Annotated in this window: 24 protein-coding genes; 19 read left to right on the forward strand and 5 right to left on the reverse strand. The window is 59.3% G+C overall.

Annotated features, from left to right (window positions below):
* Positions 1 to 8 precede the first annotated feature (8 nt).
* From ACSSNI_RS08460 to ACSSNI_RS08500, 9 genes are all read left to right on the forward strand, one after another.
* On the forward strand, positions 9 to 230 hold the full coding sequence (locus tag ACSSNI_RS08460) for a hypothetical protein (protein WP_200636600.1): 222 nt from the start codon (positions 9 to 11) through the stop codon (positions 228 to 230).
* Between the two features lie 438 nt (positions 231 to 668).
* Entirely contained in the window at positions 669 to 1082 is a 414-nt protein-coding gene (locus ACSSNI_RS08465; protein ID WP_200636602.1) for a GFA family protein, read from the forward strand.
* Between the two features lie 96 nt (positions 1083 to 1178).
* A complete protein-coding gene (locus ACSSNI_RS08470; RefSeq protein ID WP_200636604.1) occupies positions 1179 to 1706 on the forward strand; it encodes an RBBP9/YdeN family alpha/beta hydrolase in 528 nt (175 codons plus the stop codon).
* A gap of 92 nt (positions 1707 to 1798) precedes the next feature.
* Positions 1799 to 2434, forward strand: coding sequence for a DUF3885 domain-containing protein (locus tag ACSSNI_RS08475; protein ID WP_200636606.1), 636 nt, complete (start codon positions 1799 to 1801; stop codon positions 2432 to 2434).
* Positions 2435 to 2525: 91 nt separating this feature from the next.
* On the forward strand, positions 2526 to 2939 hold the full coding sequence (locus tag ACSSNI_RS08480) for a GFA family protein (protein WP_448259107.1): 414 nt from the start codon (positions 2526 to 2528) through the stop codon (positions 2937 to 2939).
* A 117-nt stretch (positions 2940 to 3056) separates the two neighbouring features.
* Entirely contained in the window at positions 3057 to 3443 is a 387-nt protein-coding gene (locus ACSSNI_RS08485; RefSeq protein WP_200636608.1) for a hypothetical protein, read from the forward strand.
* Positions 3444 to 4356: 913 nt separating this feature from the next.
* The gene (locus tag ACSSNI_RS08490; RefSeq protein ID WP_418952656.1) at positions 4357 to 4806 is read left to right on the forward strand and encodes a DUF2231 domain-containing protein; all 450 of its coding nucleotides are present in this window, start codon (positions 4357 to 4359) and stop codon (positions 4804 to 4806) included.
* Positions 4803 to 6095: a PQQ-dependent sugar dehydrogenase gene (locus ACSSNI_RS08495; RefSeq protein ID WP_200636609.1), complete on the forward strand. Its 1293-nt coding sequence runs from the start codon at positions 4803 to 4805 to the stop codon at positions 6093 to 6095. The genes ACSSNI_RS08490 and ACSSNI_RS08495 overlap by 4 nt, the downstream gene beginning before the upstream one ends.
* Positions 6096 to 6202: 107 nt before the next feature.
* A complete protein-coding gene (locus tag ACSSNI_RS08500) occupies positions 6203 to 7327 on the forward strand; it encodes a PQQ-dependent sugar dehydrogenase (RefSeq protein WP_448259109.1) in 1125 nt (374 codons plus the stop codon).
* Between the two features lie 89 nt (positions 7328 to 7416).
* Here ACSSNI_RS08500 and ACSSNI_RS08505 read toward each other — a convergent pair whose 3' ends face one another.
* A complete protein-coding gene (locus tag ACSSNI_RS08505; RefSeq protein ID WP_200636611.1) occupies positions 7417 to 8442 on the reverse strand; it encodes a CNNM domain-containing protein in 1026 nt (341 codons plus the stop codon).
* Between the two features lie 294 nt (positions 8443 to 8736).
* Here ACSSNI_RS08505 and ACSSNI_RS08510 point away from each other — a divergent pair, with 294 nt between their 5' ends.
* Positions 8737 to 9195 carry a hypothetical protein gene (locus ACSSNI_RS08510; protein ID WP_448259163.1) on the forward strand — a complete coding sequence of 153 codons (459 nt, stop codon included), beginning with the start codon at positions 8737 to 8739 and terminating at the stop codon, positions 9193 to 9195.
* Between the two features lie 37 nt (positions 9196 to 9232).
* Here the strand turns inward: ACSSNI_RS08510 and ACSSNI_RS08515 are convergent, their stop codons facing one another.
* Complete coding sequence (locus ACSSNI_RS08515) at positions 9233 to 9691, reverse strand: carboxymuconolactone decarboxylase family protein (protein WP_448259111.1); 459 nt, start codon at positions 9689 to 9691, stop codon at positions 9233 to 9235.
* A 93-nt stretch (positions 9692 to 9784) separates the two neighbouring features.
* On the opposite strand from ACSSNI_RS08515, the gene ACSSNI_RS08520 reads away from it, so the two are divergent.
* The 3 genes from ACSSNI_RS08520 (at position 9785) to ACSSNI_RS08530 (ending at position 13068) form a co-directional block, all read left to right on the forward strand.
* Positions 9785 to 10585 carry a helix-turn-helix domain-containing protein gene (locus ACSSNI_RS08520; protein WP_448259113.1) on the forward strand — a complete coding sequence of 267 codons (801 nt, stop codon included), beginning with the start codon at positions 9785 to 9787 and terminating at the stop codon, positions 10583 to 10585.
* Between the two features lie 206 nt (positions 10586 to 10791).
* Positions 10792 to 11781 carry a GlxA family transcriptional regulator gene (locus ACSSNI_RS08525; protein WP_448259115.1) on the forward strand — a complete coding sequence of 330 codons (990 nt, stop codon included), beginning with the start codon at positions 10792 to 10794 and terminating at the stop codon, positions 11779 to 11781.
* Between the two features lie 93 nt (positions 11782 to 11874).
* On the forward strand, positions 11875 to 13068 hold the full coding sequence (locus ACSSNI_RS08530; protein ID WP_448259117.1) for an MFS transporter: 1194 nt from the start codon (positions 11875 to 11877) through the stop codon (positions 13066 to 13068).
* Positions 13069 to 13092: 24 nt separating this feature from the next.
* Here the strand turns inward: ACSSNI_RS08530 and ACSSNI_RS08535 are convergent, their stop codons facing one another.
* The 3 genes from ACSSNI_RS08535 to rutR form a co-directional block, all read right to left on the reverse strand.
* Positions 13093 to 13551, reverse strand: a complete 459-nt coding sequence (locus ACSSNI_RS08535) for a GIY-YIG nuclease family protein (protein WP_200636618.1) — start codon at positions 13549 to 13551, stop codon at positions 13093 to 13095.
* Between the two features lie 78 nt (positions 13552 to 13629).
* Complete coding sequence (locus tag ACSSNI_RS08540) at positions 13630 to 14001, reverse strand: VOC family protein (RefSeq protein ID WP_200636620.1); 372 nt, start codon at positions 13999 to 14001, stop codon at positions 13630 to 13632.
* A gap of 116 nt (positions 14002 to 14117) precedes the next feature.
* A complete protein-coding gene (rutR, locus tag ACSSNI_RS08545; RefSeq protein WP_418952657.1) occupies positions 14118 to 14828 on the reverse strand; it encodes an HTH-type transcriptional regulator RutR in 711 nt (236 codons plus the stop codon).
* A gap of 293 nt (positions 14829 to 15121) precedes the next feature.
* On the opposite strand from rutR, the gene rutA reads away from it, so the two are divergent.
* The 6 genes from rutA (at position 15122) to rutF (ending at position 19527) form a co-directional block, all read left to right on the forward strand.
* Complete coding sequence (rutA, locus tag ACSSNI_RS08550) at positions 15122 to 16210, forward strand: pyrimidine utilization protein A (RefSeq protein WP_200636623.1); 1089 nt, start codon at positions 15122 to 15124, stop codon at positions 16208 to 16210.
* On the forward strand, positions 16210 to 16956 hold the full coding sequence (gene rutB, locus ACSSNI_RS08555) for a pyrimidine utilization protein B (protein WP_200636625.1): 747 nt from the start codon (positions 16210 to 16212) through the stop codon (positions 16954 to 16956). Before rutA ends, rutB begins: the two co-directional genes overlap by 1 nt.
* 61 nt (positions 16957 to 17017) lie before the next feature.
* The gene (gene rutC, locus ACSSNI_RS08560) at positions 17018 to 17404 is read left to right on the forward strand and encodes a pyrimidine utilization protein C (RefSeq protein WP_014819103.1); all 387 of its coding nucleotides are present in this window, start codon (positions 17018 to 17020) and stop codon (positions 17402 to 17404) included.
* Positions 17405 to 17587: 183 nt separating this feature from the next.
* Positions 17588 to 18385 (forward strand): pyrimidine utilization protein D, encoded by a 798-nt coding sequence (rutD, locus tag ACSSNI_RS08565; protein WP_200636626.1) that lies wholly within the window; start codon positions 17588 to 17590, stop codon positions 18383 to 18385.
* An 11-nt stretch (positions 18386 to 18396) separates the two neighbouring features.
* The gene (locus ACSSNI_RS08570) at positions 18397 to 18987 is read left to right on the forward strand and encodes a malonic semialdehyde reductase (protein ID WP_200636627.1); all 591 of its coding nucleotides are present in this window, start codon (positions 18397 to 18399) and stop codon (positions 18985 to 18987) included.
* 12 nt (positions 18988 to 18999) lie between these two features.
* A complete protein-coding gene (gene rutF / locus ACSSNI_RS08575; RefSeq protein WP_200636628.1) occupies positions 19000 to 19527 on the forward strand; it encodes an NADH-dependent FMN reductase RutF in 528 nt (175 codons plus the stop codon).
* Positions 19528 to 19568: the final 41 nt, after the last annotated feature.

Genomic DNA, 19568 nt, shown 5'->3' on the forward strand with positions numbered 1-19568 from the left:
GAAGAGAAATGAATAAAGAAAGAAATCGAGCTTGGAGGCGTTTTAAAACAAAAATGAAATCTAAAAGAGGTGGTCAATCTCAAGACTCCAAAGAGACGCCTGAGAAGAACTGGAAGCTGATGTACATTCGGTCGGAGAAACTTATTCGAGCAAAGCAACTAGGAATAGACTATCCGATAAAGACATCGCGTCAGATTCTGGACGACGAGCAGCCTTTGGAAGACAAATAGAACCATGAAAAATGTACTGTTTATCTGTAGCCGCAATCAGTGGCGAAGCCCCACAGCTGAAACAGTCTGGCGTAAACACCCAGAAATCAGTGTTCGATCTGCGGGTACAAGCCCAAATGCTCGAAAAACAGTAGGCCCAGCGGACGTCCGCTGGGCTGATGTAATTATTGTCATGGAACAGAAGCATAAGAACAGGCTAGTTGCGGAATTTACTCGTCTTCTTGATCACAAGCCTATTCATGTTCTTGAAATCCCAGATGAGTACAAATACATGGACCCCGAGCTCGTAGAGATTTTGGAGGATTCCGTGGGTGGTTGCCTTGGCCTTTAGCGCTCAGCCCCCCTTAACAACTGGTTCAAACCGTTCGCTTCGCTCTCTGGGACGGGCTAAAGCCCGCCCCTTAACCAAACGTTAGGCTCTTAGAGCAGGAGGCTCCTTTGTATACCGGAAATTGTTTATGTGGCGGAATTAAATTCCGTATTGAATCCGAGCTTGAACCAATTCAAATATGTCATTGTTCACAGTGCCGCCAAGCCCAGGGGACACCATTCGCCACAAACACGCCGGTTTCCTCAGCTGCTTTTCAGCTGATCAGTGGCGCAGAATTAATTACGAGTTTTGAGTCATCTCCTGGCAAACAACGAGTATTTTGCAGCAAGTGCGGATCACCCATTTACAGCAAAAAGGACACTTTACCGGGCGTATTACGCATCAGGGCTGGCCTCCTTAAAGAAGAGCTTTCAGTCAAACCAGTGGCACATTTCTACACAGGATCAAAGGCTAATTGGTGGCCCATCAGTGACGACTTACCACAGTTTGAGGAGGCTTATGTCCCACCGAACAAAGCCTAACAACTGGTTCAAATCGTTCGCTTCGCTCACTGGGACGGGCTAAAGCCCGCCCCTCAACCAAACGTTAGGCCCTGTGAAAAAAGGAGATTCGCCAACATGAAAGTACTCACGCTACCAGGCATTGGGAATTCAGGGCCAGAACACTGGCAAAGTCGCTGGGAACAACTAAATAAAAATTATATTCGCGTCAATCAATTAAGCTGGGACAATCCAAACTGCGCAGAATGGGTCGAATCTCTTGAAGAAAGCGTTAGACCTGCTGGCCCAAGCACTATTCTGGTAGCCCATAGTTTGGCATGCCTGCTCGTTGCGCACTGGGCGGTAAAAACAAAACTACAAATCAAAGCAGCTTTATTAGTCGCCGTACCAAACCCCAAAAATCCAATATTTCCAACTCAAGCAGCTGGGTTCGAGCCATTGCCAAACCAGCCCCTGCCTTTCAAATCTATTATTGTCGCAAGTACCAATGATCCCTACGGTGGTATCTCGTACGCTGAAGAGTGCGCTTCGATATGGGGTAGTGATCTTGTTAACATCGGTGAGGCCGGTCATATCAATAGCTCTAGCGGTCTGGGCGCTTGGCCAGAGGGTCAAAAACTCCTACAAAAACTTCAAACGGCCTAACAAGCGGTTCAAATCGTTCGCTTCGCTCTCTGGGACGGGCTAAAGCCCGCCCCTTAACCAAACGTTATATTCGTTAAAGGGACTTTGTGCGCGTGAGCCAAGACGAAATCAAGCTAGAGAAGCCTTTGTTCTATAACAATCCATTCGGATTAAGATTTGAGATTGGCCCAGCTGAAATTGGCGTCTGGGCCAACCGAGAAAAACGCCAACTTAATGAAGAATACTTCAAAGCTGCCCTAGAAAGGGCACAAAGTATATTTAACACAGCCTTTACATCTTCAGATAACATATCAATTGTCTATCAGATATTTTCTGACGGCAGAAGAAAAATTAAGGAAAAATGCTATGTTCTTCGTCAAATAAAAATAGAAAGACCAAAAGGAATTTCATTCTCTAAGCACAGAGAATTATATTCGGAAAATTTAAACTACAAATGTGAATACTGGCATCGAGCCACGGCGCACGGGCTAACAACCGGAGATGCAAATATCAATAAAATCTTGTTAGCTTCAATAAACACTGACTTTATATCAAGGCAGCCATCAATTGGCGGTGAATGTTATTTCATAAACCACACCAAAGGTCTTGTGCTGAATCTCTACGACGACCGAGGCATGGATGTAGTGGCGCTAAAAAAAGAAACGCTACTGCCTTTATACAAAAGTCATAACGAGTGGGTACTGAACTACGATAGGGAGCACATTGATGAGATGTTCTCGCAAATATAACAACTGGTTCAAGCCGTTCGCTTCGCTCACTCGAGACCGGCTAAAGCCGGCCCCTTAACCAAACGTTAGGCTCTTAGAGCAGGAGGCTCCTTTGTATACCGGCAATTGTTTATGTGGCGGAATTAAATTCCGTATTGAATCCGAGCCTGAACCAATTCAAATATGTCATTGTTCACAGTGCCGCCAAGCCCAGGGGACACCATTCGCCACAAACACGCCGGTTTCCTCAGCTGCTTTTCAGCTGATCAGTGGCGCAGAATTAATTACGAGTTTTGAGTCATCTCCTGGCAAACAACGAGTATTTTGCAGCAAGTGCGGATCACCCATTTACAGCAAAAAGGACACTTTACCGGGCGTATTACGCATCAGGGCTGGCCTCCTTAAAGAAGAGCTTTCAGTCAAACCAGTGGCACATTTCTACACAGGATCAAAGGCTAATTGGTGGCCCATCAGTGACGACTTACCACAGTTTGAGGAGGCTTATGTCCCACCGAACAAAGCCTAACAACTGGTTCAAATCGTTCGCTTCGCTCACTGGGACGGGCTAAAGCCCGCCCCTTAACCAAACGTTAGGCGTCGCAAATGCGATACATGCCCCTAAAAACAAAATAGGACAGATGCATTGTCGAACTATTTCAAGCGCTACGAACGCCATGCTTTTGCTGTCCTGCTTCTCGTAACTGGCTCTGTCACTTTTGGAGCTGTCACCGGAATCGCTCTCGGATGGCCTTGTGCTGGGAAATTGATGGCCACTGCAGGTCTTCTGGCCACTCTAACTGGCGTAGTTCAGCTTGAGGTGGCGGGACTCTTCACAAAGCTCTTTGACCGGTACGGAGACGACGTCAATTATCCGTATGGACCACCGTCGCATATCACCCGAGAGATCATCGACAACCCAGACACGCCTGTTAGAACTTGGCTTAGAACCTATGCATTCTTTAAACCAGCCACAGGATTCTGGTTTATCGTCATAGGCACACTCATGCAGGTCTTTGCGGTGTGGCTTTAGTACGCGCAAGAGCAGCGCCGCCTAACCAGGCATTCAAGCTCGCTCGCTTCACTCGCTGGGACTGCCGTACCGCCAGCCCCTTAATTTCGCGTTAGGTGCTTATGCTTATCGAGCTGATACTAACAATTCTGTGTTTTACGCCAGCAATGTTGGCAGCCGCAGTGTTATATGCTGGCTTGCTGCTAACTAACGCAAGGCTTTTTTATGGCACCTTCAAATTAACGCTCGGCATGGCCATCTATTTGTTTTTTGCATGTATTTTTCTGTCCCCTCTATTTTACCTTATCGGGAAACATAGAGAGTCCTCAAGCGAATCAATGGCTAACCAGCTCTTAGTATTTTTAAGCTATGCAGTCATAATGGCGCCATCACTAGTGTATTTGCTGAAATATAAAATCAAATCACTACAAAGAGCTGGTTATTTTTTGCCGCGCAAGTAGGCAGCACCTAACAAGGCGCTCAAATCGTTCGCTTCGCTCACTGGGACGGGCTAAAGCCCGCCCCTTAACCAAACGTTAGGGATGCTCTGAGGTAGCCCTGTAATTCCGGCCAACTTCAGCCCCCGCAGATTTTGAAAGCGATATACCGATCAAGCAACGATCAGATTGTCCGCTTATTTCTAAGCTTTTAGCCGCCGCGAGCTTCTCCTGGCAACCAGTGCATGCACTACAGGCGCACCGCTCCTGTATTCGCCAGTAGATGTCGGTGCGCCATTCATACAGAGCGAACAGCGTCACCAAGGCTGTGCTGGTGCGCCCCAATTCACTCCGCTGTGATCAAGCGCCTCGTCGATACAAGTGAACTTCCCCCCCAACGACACGATCCCCATTAATGCACAGTCAGAGCGAGCCAGGCAGCAGGCGCATCCGCGCGATGCATCAGGCCCGGATCGCCCAGCGATGAGGATGCCTCCGTGACCGTTATCACCCACAGCACGCACCACACGACACACAGTACTTCCCGTCATGTACCGAACCCGGTTCACGCGACGTTGCTCGCCGGGACCGTTCCGCTGTTTCTAGGCGGCCTGCTAAGTGATATCGCCTACTTTCAGACCTATGAGATTCAATGGACCAATTTCGCGTCGTGGCTGGTTGCCGGCGGCCTGGTTTTCTGCGGATTGGCGATCGTGTTCGCGCTGGTCAATCTGGTCAAAGCCACGCATAAGAATGGGCGGCCGCTGATCTATCTGCTGTTGCTGGTCGCCACTTGGGTGCTGGGCTTTTTCAACGCGCTGGTACACGCCAAGGACGCTTGGGCGAGCATGCCCTCCGGCCTGATCCTGTCAGTGATCGTGACCCTTCTTGCCTGCGCGGCGACCTGGATCGGCTTTACCAATCTACGTTCGGGAGGTGAAGCATGAACTACGCAGGCCCACTGAGCGCCCTGACCGTGGCGCTGTTCTTGAGCGCCTGCGGCGGCGCGGAGCAGGACATCGCCTCGGTAAAAGGCGAAAACCCCAGACTAGACGAACCTCAGCGCGGACTGTTGCCCAGCATGACGATTGCTGACCCTGTCGGCTGGGGCGATAAGAAGCCAACCGTTCCCGAGGGTTTCACGGTGAGTGCGATCGCGACCGATCTGCAAATCCCACGACAGACCCTCGTATTGCCGAACGGGGACATCCTTGTGGCCGAAGGCCGCGGAGGCAATGCACCCAAGCTCAGGCCTAAGGATGTGATCGCCGGTTACATCAAGGCAAAGGGCACGACTTCGGTCAAAAGCGGCAATCGCCTGACCCTGCTACGGGATGCGGATGGCGACGGCGTGTATGAACTGCAGAAAGTGTTTGCGGACGACCTCAACGCGCCGTACGGCCTGGCGCTGGCCAACGGCAACCTCTATGTCGCCAATCAGGATGCGCTGGTGCGCTTCGAGTATCAGGAAGGTCAGACCGAGGCCAGTGGCGAGCCGGTGAAGGTCACCGACCTGCCCTACCGGATCAACCATCACTGGACCAAGGCACTGACGGCGAGCCCGGACGGACGCTTCCTGTATGTGGGCATTGGTTCGAACAGCAACATCACCGAACGCGGGATGGAGGCTGAAGTCGACCGGGCGATGATCTGGCAAATCGACGCAGAAACCGGCGCTCACAAGCCCTACGCAACGGGCCTGCGCAACCCAACAGCACTGACGTTTCGCCCCGACACGGACCAGCTGTGGGCGGTGGTGAACGAGCGGGACGAGCTTGGACCGAACCTGGTCCCCGACTACCTCACGTCGGTACAGGAAGGCGGCTTCTACGGCTGGCCCTATAGCTACTGGGGCCAACATGTCGACGAGCGCGTGCGCCCACAAGACCCGGATTTGGTCGCCAGGGCGATCAAACCCGACTATGCGCTAGGCCCGCACGTGGCGGCGCTGGGCGTGGACTTCTCGTCGCCGGTCATGGGTGAAAAATTCGCCGAAGGCGTGTTCGTCGGCGAGCACGGCAGCTGGAATCGCGAAGATCCGTCCGGTTATCAAGTGGTGTTCGTGCCCTTCAGGAACGGAAAACCCTCGGGCGAACCGGTGGATTTCGTGACCGGGTTTCGCACCGCCGAAGGAACGCACGGCAGGCCGGTGGGCGTGACGGTCGATCCGAAGGGGGCGCTCATCGTCGCGGACGACTTGGCTAACATCGTATGGCGGGTGACCCGGACACAGTAATGCCCACGACCGGCTGCGCTGGGCGAGATGGCCAACACAGGTTCCAGCACAGCTCGAATGGCCCCAGTGCGGTTTTACTGGGGCCTGATTTTTGGAGACAGATGGCGATGAAAAAGCTTTCGTTGCAGATCCTTAGCGCTGTGGCTGCCGGCGCGGCTTCCCTCGCCATTGCCGCACCCGCTACGGTTGAGAAGAGCCAGTGGCCATTTAGCGTGACGCCACGAGCCAGCTTCTCCGAACCCTGGGCCATGACCTTTCTGCCGGACGGCACGGCATTGGTCACGGAAAAGCGCGGTGCGCTCAAGCACGTCGACGTAAAGACCGGAACGGTTCATGAGATCACCGGCGTGCCAGAGGTGGCCTATGGCGGTCAGGGCGGGCTGGGTGACGTCATCCTTCATCCGGATTTCGCACAAAACAACGTCATCTACCTCAGCTATGCCGAGCATGGTGAGGACGGCAACCGGGGCGCAGCGGTCACCCGCGCAACCCTGAAGCGGAGCGCCGACGGCGGCGAGCTGTTAGACCCGAAAGTGATCTGGCGACAGTCGCCCAAGGTTTCCGGCAAAGGCCATTACGGGCATCGTCTCGCGTTCGGCCCGGACGGCAAGTTGTGGATCACCTCCGGGGAGCGGCAGAAATTCACGCCCGCGCAGGACATGAACGCCAATCTCGGCAAAGTGATCCGCCTGAACGAAGACGGCAGCGTGCCGGCTGACAATCCGTTCGCGGACAAAGGCGGTGTGACGGCGCAGATCTGGTCGCTGGGGCATCGCAATCCTTTGGGGATCGCCTTCGATGGGCAGGGTCGCCTGTGGGAACACGAAATGGGCCCCGAAGGCGGCGATGAGCTCAACCTGATCCAGAAAGGCGGCAACTACGGTTATCCGGAAGTCTCTAACGGCGACCACTACGGCGGCCGCCCGATCCCCGATCACGACACTCGCCCCGAGTTCATCGCACCGAAGGTTTCCTGGACGCCGGTAATCTCACCTGCAGGCCTGGTCATCTATGACGGCGAGCGGTTTGCTGACTGGAAAGGCGATGCGTTTATCGGTGGCCTGTCGGCCGAGGCTTTGGTCCGTGTCACCTTGAACGGTGAAGAAGCTAGCGAGGCCGCACGGTACAACATGAGAACGCGCATCCGCGAAGTCGAACAAGGCCCGGACGGAAGCGTCTGGCTGCTGGAGGATGGGGATGGTGGACGCTTGTTGGAGTTGCAGCCGAAGTAGGACGGATAAAGGCGCCGCCATGTTGGACGGCGGCGCTGGTTGAGGCCATCAGCGGAACGCTTCGTAATGTCCACGTTTCCGCTCGCAGATCAGTTTTGGCGAGCTCTCTTGATCCGGTGATCCCAGCGGCGCTTGGCGAAGCGGCGCATGTTGGGGATGTCATCGGTTTCGTCCATGATCGGCTTGCCGATGATGGTTTCCATGATGTCTTCCAGCGTAACCAGCCCGCGCCAGCTACCGAACTCGTCGTATACCAAGCACATGTGCTGACGCTCGTGCAGCAGCTGGGTCATGAGGTTTTCGACGCTCGTCATTTCCGGCGCTACCCGCAGCGGCTTCATGATCGTCGAAACCGGAGCCTGGTCGTCCGGCGCCGCCAGGGCGTCATAGCGGAACACAAGGCCCAGCGGGCTCTCGTCATCGCCAATCACCGGGTAGCGTGAAAACTGGCTGTCAGCGACCTTTTCCTTGAACGCTTCGATGCTGGTGTCCGGCGAGGTGTAGTCGCAGACCGTGCGCGGCGTCATCACGTCGCGAACCTTGATGTCGTGCAGGTCGAGGATGTTGCGGATGACGCGCTGCTCGTCCTCATCAAGGCTCTTGTTCTCGCGACCAAGCACTGTCAGGGCTTTGATCTCCTGACGGATATCGTGCTCAGGCTCTTTGCCGCCGACGAGCCGCATGATCATGTCCGACATGAAGATGAAGGGTCTGAGGACCCAGATCATGCCATTGAGAATCGGCGGCAGGAACGGCGCAAGGGTGCGCCAGTAGCGGGCACCGATGGTCTTGGGAAGTATCTCGGACAGCACCAGGATCAGGACCGTCATCAAGGCGGACGCGATACCGACATAGCCATTGCCGAACACCACGGTGACCTGCGCCCCGACGCCAGTCGCGCCGACGGTGTGGGCGACGGTGTTGAGCGTCAGGATCGCAGCCAGCGGCTGGTCGACCTTGTCTTTCAACTCTTTCAAACGTTCATAAAGCTTCGGACGGGAAGCCTTTTGATGAGCGATGAAGCTGGGCGTTAGTGACAGCAGCGCAGCCTCGAGGATCGAGCAGATGAATGAAACGAGGATGGATAAGACAGCGAACGCTATCAGGAGGGTCATGTAAGAAAGGTTTCGTTGCTCATGGCAGGCCAATTTACAGCAAAGCGGGCAAACGTTAGCCGGCTTCGACGATGGGCTTGCAACATTTGATTTCTCCAACCTCAACGCTCACGCGGGGACACTGAGTTCGACGACACGGGCCTATGAGGGGTTCGCCCCCATGTTGTTGAGGCTGGCAAGCGCGGCGGGCCGTTCTGTTCAAGCCTCCCGCTTGTTTGCAGACAGCATCCTCGGCTAGGGTGCGTCCCTCGAAGAGACAGCCATTCAGGAGCAGGCGAATTGATCAGGACAGGGATGTTGGCGTTGGGTCTGCTAGGGGCGCTCACGACGCAGGCGGCCGAACAACGCGTCTATCTAGTGGCGACCATGCAACTGGATGGTTCGAGCCTGGCGCAGAGCATTTTCCTGCATGAACCAGACATCACCGAGCTGGACGGCTGCATCGAAGCAGTGCGCGAAGGCCAGCGCGCCCGTGACTGGCAGAAATACCACCATGTGTTCCGGAGCGACCGGTTCAAGGGATTTTCCGGCCATATGCAATACCGCTGCGCCTTGAGCGATCTCCGGTTCAACGTCTGGCGAGACGGGCCCCGCTACAACCGGCCTTACCTGATCAGCGTCGATGGGCAGACCATGCTCAGCGCAGCGCGAACGTCGAGCCAGGCCCAATGCATGACTCAACTGCGGGCGCTTCCTTCGTCCAGGCAGGCGCAGAGCTTCTGCGCCATGAGCAACCAGGACCTCAAACCTTAAGCCGCCCGCCTTTCCAGCCAGGCGGCAGAGGGTTGTACTACTCCGGCTGATAGCTGCCCGGCACCGGCGCGAAGGACACACCAAAGCGATTCCAGGCATTGATGGTCGCGATCGCCAGCGTGAGGTTGGCCAGCTGGGCTTCGGAAAACTGCTGGCGCACCTCGTCGAACAGGGCTTGCTCTATACCGTTTGGCAGCAGCGTATTGGCCTCGGCCCAGGCCAACGCGGCGCGTTCTCGCTCAGTGAAAAACGGCGTTTCGCGCCAGGCACTCAAGGCATAGATGCGCTGCTCGGTTTCACCGATGGCGCGGGCGTCCCTGGTATGCATGTCGATGCAGAATGCGCAGCGATTGATCTGCGAGACGCGAATCTTCACCAGCTCCATCAGCGGCTTGTCGATACCGTCTTCGCGGCGGCTTTGCCGTGCCAGGTAAGTTTCCAGCCCAATCATGGCGGTCATTACGTCGGGGGCGGCGGCCTGGTAGTTCATGCGCATTGGAGTCACTCCTTGGTTTGAATGTGAGACCAAGGCTACGCAGGCCACAGGCTGCGCTATTGTAGATTTTCGACATCCTCCAACGGGCCCGTCATGTCCGATTCCGTCCACGGTCGCCTGCCCTCCCTTCAGGGTTTCATCACACGTCCGCCAAGCCCGGCGCTGGCTGCGTACGTGCAGCGTTTCTGGTGGGTGGAAGGCGACGGCTCGCAGACCTTCGACGAGCAGATGCTGCACCCGGACGGCGGCAGTGGCGTCATCTTCAACTTTGCCGACCCGCTGAATTTCGATGGCACTCAATGCAGCCTGCGGACGCTGATCGCTGGCCCGCAGCTGGCCAGCGCACGCCTCCAGTTGGTCGGTGAAGTCAGGATGATGGGCGTGCGCTTTCACCCCGGCATGGGCGACGCGGTATTCGGCATCGGTCTCGACGAGCTGGCTGGATTCCACGACGCCAGCTGGCCCAGGCTTGGATTCGCGCACCTGATCGATCAGCTGGCTGAACTGAAACGGGACGCGCAGCAGGCTGTGGTCGAGCGCGAACTGCTCTGGCGCCTCAGAGCAAGCCAGGCGCGTCGCACGCCGGTGCAACAGTTGCTGGCGCAGATCGCGGCCGAGGGCGGCCGTGCCCGCCTGACCGACCTGCTCCAGAGCGTACCGCTCGGCCAGCGGCAACTGGAACGTTTGTTCCGCCATCAGGTGGGGATGACGCCTAAGCAGTTCAGCCGCATTCAGCGTGTGGCACTGGTGCGCAATCAGCTGCGCACCGGCCAGCCGCTGCTCGATACCGCCCTCGCCTGCGGCTACAGCGACCAGGCGCACTTCATTCACGACTTCAAGCGCGTGGTGGGCATGACACCGGGGCAGTATCGGTTGCGAGCCAAGAACAGCTGAGCCCAGGCCGCAATCGAAGCAGAGCCGTCCGCTCGCCGATCCCACGTACCCCGCAGCGCCCTTATGCAGAGGTCACGCGCCACTCGTGGGGGCGGTGGTGATGAATGGCCGCCCGCAGCGCATCTGGCAAGATTCATGGGAACCTTGTCATTGCGACAGATGCGTGTCGGCAGCAGACTGCAGGCATCTTCCCTGAGAGGTGCCCCATGGACGCCACCCGCACCGTCGCCTGCCTGATCTACCCGGATGTGATGAGCCTGGACGTCACCGGCCCAATGCAGGTGTTCGCCTCCGCGAACGTCGAGCGGCAGCGACAAGGCCTGCCGCGCCATTACGAGCTGATGCTGCTCGGCGCCAGCGCCGGCCCGGTCGCGACCTCGGCGGGGCTGAAGCTGGTGGCGGATGCGAGCTGGGCCGGGTGCGATCCCGCCACGCTGGATACGCTGCTGGTGCCAGGCGGCGTCGGCGTGGATGTGCAGAAGCACGACCAACCGCTGCTTGACTGGCTGCGAAGGGCAGAACCCAGGGTACGCCGCCTAGGATCGGTCTGCTCCGGCGCGCTGATCCTGGCCGAGGCGGGGCTGTTCGACGGGCGCAAGGCAACCACGCACTGGGCTGATCTTGCCGCCCTGGGCTCATACCCGGCCATCGAGGTGCAGGGCGATCGGCTGCACACCTACGACCCGACCGACTCGCAGGCGGCGCACCTGTTCAGCTCGGCGGGCGTTACCGCGGGCATCGATCTGGCGCTGGCCCTGGTCGAGGCGGATCTCGGCCGCGCCCTGGCTTTGGCAGTCGCCCAGCGTTTGGTGATGTTCCTGCGTCGGCCCGGCGGACAGACCCAGTTCAGCCCGCTGCTGATAGCACCGACCAGCAGTGTGGCGCGTCTGGCCGCGCTGCTGGAATGGATTCCCGGGCATCTGGGCGACGATCTTTCTATCGACGCACTGGCCGCCCAGGCGCACATGACGCCGCGCACTCTCTGTCGCCTGTTCGGCCAGGAAACCGGCATAGGGCCGGGGCAGTACATCGAAAGGGTGCGCCTGGAGGCCGCGCGCAACTTGCTGCTCGACGCGCAGGCCTCGATTGCGACGGTGGCGCGGTTAACCGGTTTCGGTCATCCGGAAAACCTCAGGCGCAGCTTTCAGAAACACCTGTCTGTCAGCCCGCGAGAGTTTTACCAGCGCTTCGGCTGACGCCTCGTCCGACCTCACTCACTGTTCCCCGGCGCGCTCGGCATCTGGCCAGGCAGCGCTGTGCCCGCTCGTCACCCTCAAGGAGCCGCCCCTATGCACCTATTGCTCAACAATCCGCAGGTCCTGCGCCTGTTCATCGCCCAAGCGTTGTTCTGGTCATGCTCGATGACCGGGATCATATTCACCGCCATCGTCGGGCTGCGCCTGGCGCCAGCGGCCGGTCTCGCCACGCTGCCGCTTGCCCTGCTGATGCTCGGCGGCTTGCTCGCCTTGCAGCCGCTAGCGGGGCTGATGCAGCGCCGCGGCCGGCGGGCCGGTTTTCTGATCGGTGCCTTGGCCGGCGTGCTGGGCGGGCTGATCAGCGCGCTGTCGCTCTGGCTCGACAGCTTCAACCTGCTGTGTCTCGGCGCGTTGCCGATCGGCGCCTACCAGGCCTCAGCCATGTTCTACCGCTTCGCCGCGCTGGAAGCGGTGAGTGACGCCTTCAAGGGTCGCGCCACCTCCTGCGTGATCGGCGGCGGCGTATTGGCCGCGCTGATCGCGCCCACGCTCGGCCATATGGCGCGCGATATCACTGCCGTCCCCTTTGCCGGCACCTATCTGCTGATCGCCAGCCTCGCAGCGCTGGGCGTACTGGTGCTTGCTGGATTGCCGGCGACCTGCGGAGCACCAACTGCTCACGCCGCCCTGCCAGCGGTCAGTTGGCGGGCACTGCTGGCGCGGCCGACCATTCGCGCCGCGGTGCTGACCACTGCCGCCGGCCACGGCCTGATGATTCTGGTGATGAACGCCACGCCCTTGGCGATGCATGGCGAAGGCCTGAATCTGCAGGCCAGCGGGCAAGTCATCCAGTGGCACATGCTCGGCATGTTCCTCCCGGCTTTCGTCGCCGGGCCGTTGGTGGACCGCTGGGGCTGCCGACTGGTCGCCTGCGGCGGCGCGGCCCTGCTGATCGTCAGTGCGATAGTCGCGCTGCTCGGCATCACCCACTGGCACTTCATGATCAGCAGCTGCCTGCTCGGCGTCGGTTGGAACCTGATGCTGGTGGCCGGCACCACGCAACTCGGCCACGGGCATGCGCCGAATGAGCGGGCACGGGCGCAGGGCTTGATGGAATTGAGCAACGGTAGCGTCGCCGCAGTGATGTCCTTCGCCTCCGGCGCATTGATCGCCCAGGCCGGCTGGGCCGCGGTGAATATCGGGCTGCTGCCGATCGTGACGCTGGTGGTTCTGGTGCAGATCGCGCAGTGGGATCGGCGGAGGCAGCCAGCCGAGAGGAGCCTGTAGCTGCTGACGCCTGCCCCGCAGAGGTCAGCTTCGCTTCAAGGAACGACTTACCCGCCCTTGAAAAAGGAAGGCTCCGCTGGCCTCCAGTGCGAGCTCCAGCGAACGGGCCTCCTTGCGGCTCGAAGTAACCCGGAAGCGGATGAAGCAGCGCTCCTCGAGAAACGCCTGTCGCCCCGCCTCCGTGCGGAGATCATACCCATCGGCACAACCAGCGAAGTACAGGTGCTTCGCCAATATCGACTGTGCGCTTCTGACATCGGCGGGGTTTTCCCAACTGCCACCGGGCTTGAGCACCAACCGACTCTGGCGCGACCTGCGATGCTGAATCAGCCGCTTGCGCAGGTTGACGCCGATCCCGACCTTTAGCGCTTCGCCATCGTTCGTGTAGATCTCGTAGATCCCTGGCAAGGCAGGGACGTTTTGTTCAATCTCCGAGAATCGGATATCCGTCGCTGGGAATGAAGCGCTGTCTGCGTGGGTCATTGAGCCGTAGATATCCGGGTGCGATACAAAAAACAGGAATGAGGTTGGTCGAATTGGAAACCCACTGAGCCCAACCAATCAAGCATCGCCAATGTCTTCGCCGAACATCATCCGATGTCCTTCGGGCGTCGCAACGCCAAACTCGCGCATGCCCCATGGCTTGTCGGATATCGGCTGGAAAATAACGGCGCCTCGCTGCTGGTATCTGGCGTAAAGCTCGTCAATGCCGTCGCAGTTAACGTATGCGAAATAGGCGTGCTCATGGGTATCACGGGCCGGCACTTCGTCCGGGCAGTGCCCGAGCATCACGTGAAAATCCCCAAGGCTGATGAATGACCAGCCCTCGACGCGGAATCGGACAGAGAAACCAAGCACGTCGAGAAAGTAGCGCTCGGTTTTCTCCAGGTCGTCTACGGCGAGCACGTGCTGGGTGGCTTTAACGGTGAACACTGAAAAGCTCCTTGAAGGATGGATACAGGAGCATAGCGGTACGGCTACGCTGCAGCGGCCAGTTGATCAAGGGTTTGCTCATGTTCGGGCTCATCCGGCTGGAGCCCGATGCGCTGTCAGCGCGGTTTGACGCCATCCAGTATCAACGCCTGCAAGCTCTTGAGCGTCTGCTCGAAGAATGCCGGGTCATCCAGCGTCTTGCCGGCGACGGCTTCGATCTGCACGCGGAAGTCGGCGTAGTGCTGGGTGGTTGCCCAGAGCGAAAAGATCAGATGATGAGGACTGACTGCCGCCAGCTTGCCGGCATCTATCCAGGCCTGGATCACGGCCACCTTGTTCTCGACGAGCTCACGCAAGGGCTGCTCCAACTCGCCCAACAGCAACGGCGCGCCTTGCATGATTTCCATGCAGAACAGCCGGGATTCTTCGGGATGGTCGCGGGAGAGTTCGAGCTTGACGCGCAAGTAGTCGCTGATCGCCTCGATCGGGTCCTGCTCGGCTGAAAACGCCTGCAGCGGCCGCAGCCAGACCTCGAGCAGTTGCCGCAGCACGTTTATATAGAGGTCTTCCTTGCTGCCGAAGTAGTACAGCAGGTTGGTCTTTGACACGTCGGCTTGGGTCGCGACCTGATCCAGGCTGGTGCCGTGCAGGCCGAAGCGCGAAAAAAGCCCAAGGGCAGCGCTGAGGATGGTGGCCCGCTTGCTCTCGATCATGCGGGCACGGCGGTCCACTGCGCTGGCACTGGGAACACGTGCCGCGCCCTTCTTCTTGGCGGTTTTGCCTGCGGTCAGGCGTCGGCGTGGAGCTGTTGGGGTCTGGTCTGTCACTGCATTACCGGTCGGGCGCAAACGGGACGTTACTGTAGCGCGCCAGAGGCCAGTGCGGCACAAGCAGATGCTCTGCAAGCTGTTTGCGCGCTTTTTGCGCAACGGAGGGGCCGCCCGCACAAACCAGGTGCTCTGTTTCGGACCAAATGGTCTACCTAGCCATCCAATTCAGATCCATCTTATTGATATATAAGTTAATTCAACTTCTGGCCTGCTTTCTGCAAAAGCCTCTGTGACCCTGCCCGCGACGTTCGGGCAGCGCTTTCTAGCCATTGCGTACAGAGGTGCTTCCCATGGATGTTGGTGTTTTCATTCCGATCGGCAACAACGGCTGGCTCATTTCCGAAAACGCGCCGCAGTACATGCCGACCTTCGAACTCAACAAGGCCATCGTGCAGAAGGCCGAGGGCTACGGTTTCGATTTCGCGCTGTCGATGATCAAGCTGCGCGGCTTTGGCGGTAAGACCGAATTCTGGGAGCACAACCTGGAGTCCTTCACGCTGATGGCGGGGCTGGCGGCTGTCACCAGCAAGATCCAGCTGTTCGCCACCGCCGCTACCCTCACCCTGCCGCCGGCCATCGTGGCGCGCATGGCGTCGACCATCGACTCGATTTCCAATGGCCGCTTCGGGGTGAATCTGGTGACCGGCTGGCAGAAGCCCGAGTACAGCCAGATGGGCATGTGGCCGGGCGACGAATTCTTCGGCAACCGTTACCAGTACCTCGGCGAGTACGCTCAGGTATTGCGCGATCTGTGGGCTACCGGTCATAGCGACTTCAAGGGCGAGCACTTCCAGATGGAAGATTGCCGCGTCAGCCCGGTCCCGCAGGCGGACATGAAGATCATCTGCGCGGGCTCTTCGGATGCCGGCATGGCGTTCTCGGCGCAATACGCCGATTACAACTTCTGCTTCGGCAAGGGCGTGAACACGCCGACCGCCTTCGCGCCGGCCACGGAGCGGTTGCTCAAGGCCACCGAGAAAACCGGTCGCAACGTGACTTCCTGCGTGCTGTTCATGGTCATTGCCGCCGAGACCGACGAAGCCGCCCGCGCCAAGTGGGACCACTACAAGGCTGGCGTCGATCAGGAAGCCATCGCCTGGCTGGGCGAACAGGGCGCGGCGGACAAGACCTCCGGCAGCGACACCAACATCCGGCAGATGGCGGACCCGACCTCAGCCGTGAACATCAACATGGGCACCCTCGTCGGCTCCTACGCCAACGTCGCCAGAATGCTCGACGAGATCGCCACGGTGCCCGGCATGCAGGGCGTGATGCTGACATTCGATGACTTCTTAGAGGGCATCGAGGCGTTCGGCCAGAAGATCCAGCCGCTGATGCAGAGCCGTCGCCATATCGAGCACCTGAAGGAGTCCGCCTGATGAGCGCCGCCGAGCATTTTTCAGGCTACGGCCTGGATCCAGCTGGCGCCACGCTGAAGCTACCGGCTCGCCCCGAGCCGCTGGCGATCAAGGCGAGTGAGACCGCGCTGGTCGTGGTGGATATGCAGAACGCCTACTCCACCAAAGGCGGGTATCTGGATCTGGCCGGCTTCGATGTGTCGAGCACCGGGCCGGTGATCGAGAAAATCCTGCAGGCGTTGGCCGCTGCGCGAGCGGCGGGCATCCAGGTGATTTTCCTGCAGAACGGCTGGGACGCTCAGTACGTTGAGGCCGGCGGTCCGGGTTCGCCCAATTGGCACAAGTCCAACGCCCTGAAAACCATGCGCAAGCGCCCCGAGCTGGCCGGCACTCTGCTGGCCAAGGGCGGCTGGGATTATCAGCTAGTGGATGAGCTCACGCCGCAGCCCGGCGACATCGTGGTGCCCAAGCCGCGCTACAGCGGGTTCTTCAACTCGCATCTGGACAGCACCCTGCGCGCCCGCGGCATCCGCAATCTGGTGTTCACCGGCATTGCCACCAATGTGTGCGTGGAGTCGACGCTGCGCGATGGCTTTCACCTCGAATATTTCGGCGTGGTGCTGGCCGATGCGACGCATCAGGCCGGGCCGGAGTTCGCCCAGCAGGCAGCGCTGTACAACATCGAGACGTTCTTTGGCTGGGTCTCCAGCGTGGACGATTTCTGCAACACCTTCGCCCAGGTCGAAGCCACCGCCACTGTTTCCTGATTCATAACGACAGAGCCGCCTCGCAGCGGCCCCAAACATCGCCTTGCAAGGAATCACCGTCATGCCCAAGCAATCCATCATCCCCGCCGGCTCCGGCAAACCGCTCGCGCCCTACGTCCCCGGCTCCATGGCCGATGGCGTGGTCTACGTCTCCGGCACCCTGCCCTTCGACAAGGACAACAACGTCGTTCACGTCGGCGACGCCGCCGCCCAGACCCGACACGTCCTGGAAACCATCAAGGGCGTCGTCGAGGCCGCCGGCGGCAGCATGGACGACGTCACCTTCAACATGATCATGCTCACCGACTGGGCCAACTACGCAAAGGTCAACGAGGTGTATGCCGAGTACTTCCCCGGCGAGAAGCCCGCGCGTTATTGCATCCAGTGCGGTCTGGTGAAACCCGATGCGCTCATCGAGATCGCCAGCATCGCGCACGTCGGCCAATAGCAACGTGCGAGGCGCCACGCTGAAGCGCAGGGCGGCTGGGTCGGCCATCAGTTAAATCGGCTCGGCCAGCAGCCTCGTGCTTCCTCTGCCAGACATCCATAGGTGCTGTTGGCGAGCATCCGGCGTGGCCTCTCGCGGCAGATGCGCCCCCCAGGCGTGCTCTGATCTGTAAGGAGGTTCGTTATGCATTATGAAATCTACGGCCGCCAGGAGGCGGACGCCCCGACGCTGGTCTGCAGCTCAGGCCTTGGCGGCGCGGGCGCGTTCTGGACGCCGCAATTGCCGGTGCTGAGCCAAGACTACCGCGTAGTCGTCTATGACCAGCTCGGCACTAACAAGAGCCAGGCCTCGTTACCCGAGGGCTACTCGATCAACACCATGGCGCTCGAACTGCTGGACCTGCTCGACAGCCTGAATATTCACCAGTGTCATTTCATCGGTCACGCGCTGGGCGGGCTTGTTGGTCTGCAAATGGCCCTGCTGAGCCCGCAACGGTTACAGAGCCAGGTGCTGGTCAATGCCTGGAGCAGCCCCAACCCTCACAGCGCACGGTGCTTTGCCGTACGCCAGAACCTTTTGCGCGACAGCGGTCCGGCCGCGTACGTGCAGGCGCAATCGCTGTTTCTCTACCCGGCGGACTGGATCGTCGCCAACAGCGAGAAACTGGCGAGGGACGACGAACACGCACTGGCGAACTTCCCGACCACCGCCAGTCTGCTGCGGCGGATCGGCGCGTTGCTGAGCTTCGATATCGAGGCCGAGCTGCCAACGATCCAGACGCCCACGCTGCTGATCGCCAACCGCGACGACATGTTGGTGCCCTGGAGTCGCTCGCAGCACATGGCAGAGGTCCTGCCCAACGCCCGATTGGCATTGCTGGACTACGGTGGACACGCCTCCAGCGTTAGCGACAGCGACCCCTTCAACCGAGTCCTGCTGAATTTCCTGGCCGAGCAGTGCGGCCAGGCCGCGGCAGCCTGAGGACACTGAACATGCACACCCCATTCGATCCACAAGCCCTTGCGACCCTGTTCAGCGAAGGCCGCACCCACAGCGCCTGGCTGGACAAACCGGTGCCGGACGCGCTGCTCGAACAGCTCTATGACCAGGTTCGCCTGGGCCCGACCGCCGTCAACAGCTGCCCCGGGCGCTTCGTCTTCGTGCGTACAGCCGAGGCCAAGGAAATGCTCGCGCCGTGCCTATCCAAGGGCAATCTGGACAAAACCATGAGCGCTCCCGTGACCGTCATCGTCGCCTATGACGAGGATTTTCCCGAGACGCTGCCCGAGCTGTTTCCCTTCGCCGACGCCCGCAGCTGGTATGCCGGCCAGCCGGCGCTGATCGCTGAAAATGCCCTGCGTAACAGCTCCATGCAGGCTGGCTATTTGATCCTCGCCGCGCGGGCTCTGGGCCTTGATTGCGGCCCGATGTCCGGCTTTGACGCCAAGGCTGTGGACGAAGCGTTTTTCCACGACACCACCTGGAAATCCAACCTGCTGATCAACCTCGGCTATGGCGATACCAGCACGCTGCGCGACCGGCTGCCGCGCCTGCCTTTCGACCGCGCCTGCGCGTTCGCCTGATGGAGACCCGATATGAACCTGGCTGAACTCGACCCCACCAACGTCGCGACCCCGCTCGTGATCAAGCAGGACTACCGCGACGCCATGGCGCGCCTTGCCGCCGCGGTGAATGTGATCACGACCGACGGTCCCGCTGGCCGTGCCGGCTTTACCGCAACAGCCGTATGTAGCGTGACGGATGACCCGCCGACCTTGCTGGTCTGCCTGAACCGCGGGGCGTCGGCGCACGCGGCCGTCACGGCCAATGCGCAGCTGTGCGTGAACACGCTTGCCAGCGGTCAACGCGATCTGTCCAACCTGTTCGGTGGCAAAACGCCAATGGCCGAACGGTTCGCCGCTGGAAACTGGATCACCTGGCTCACCGGCTCACCGGTACTGGAGGGCGCCGCTGTGTCCTTCGATTGCCGCGTCAGCCACAGCACCACTGTTGGCACTCACGACATTCTTTTTTGCGAGGTGTTGGCACTCAAGCATCAGAGCAACGCCGACGGGCTGGTCTATTTCGACCGCGCCTATCACGGCCTGCAAGGCAGCCACTAACCCGCCCCCCTTGTCCTGCGCCTGATCAGGCGCAGGTTGTC

Source organism: Stutzerimonas tianxiuensis, from assembly GCF_053470365.1.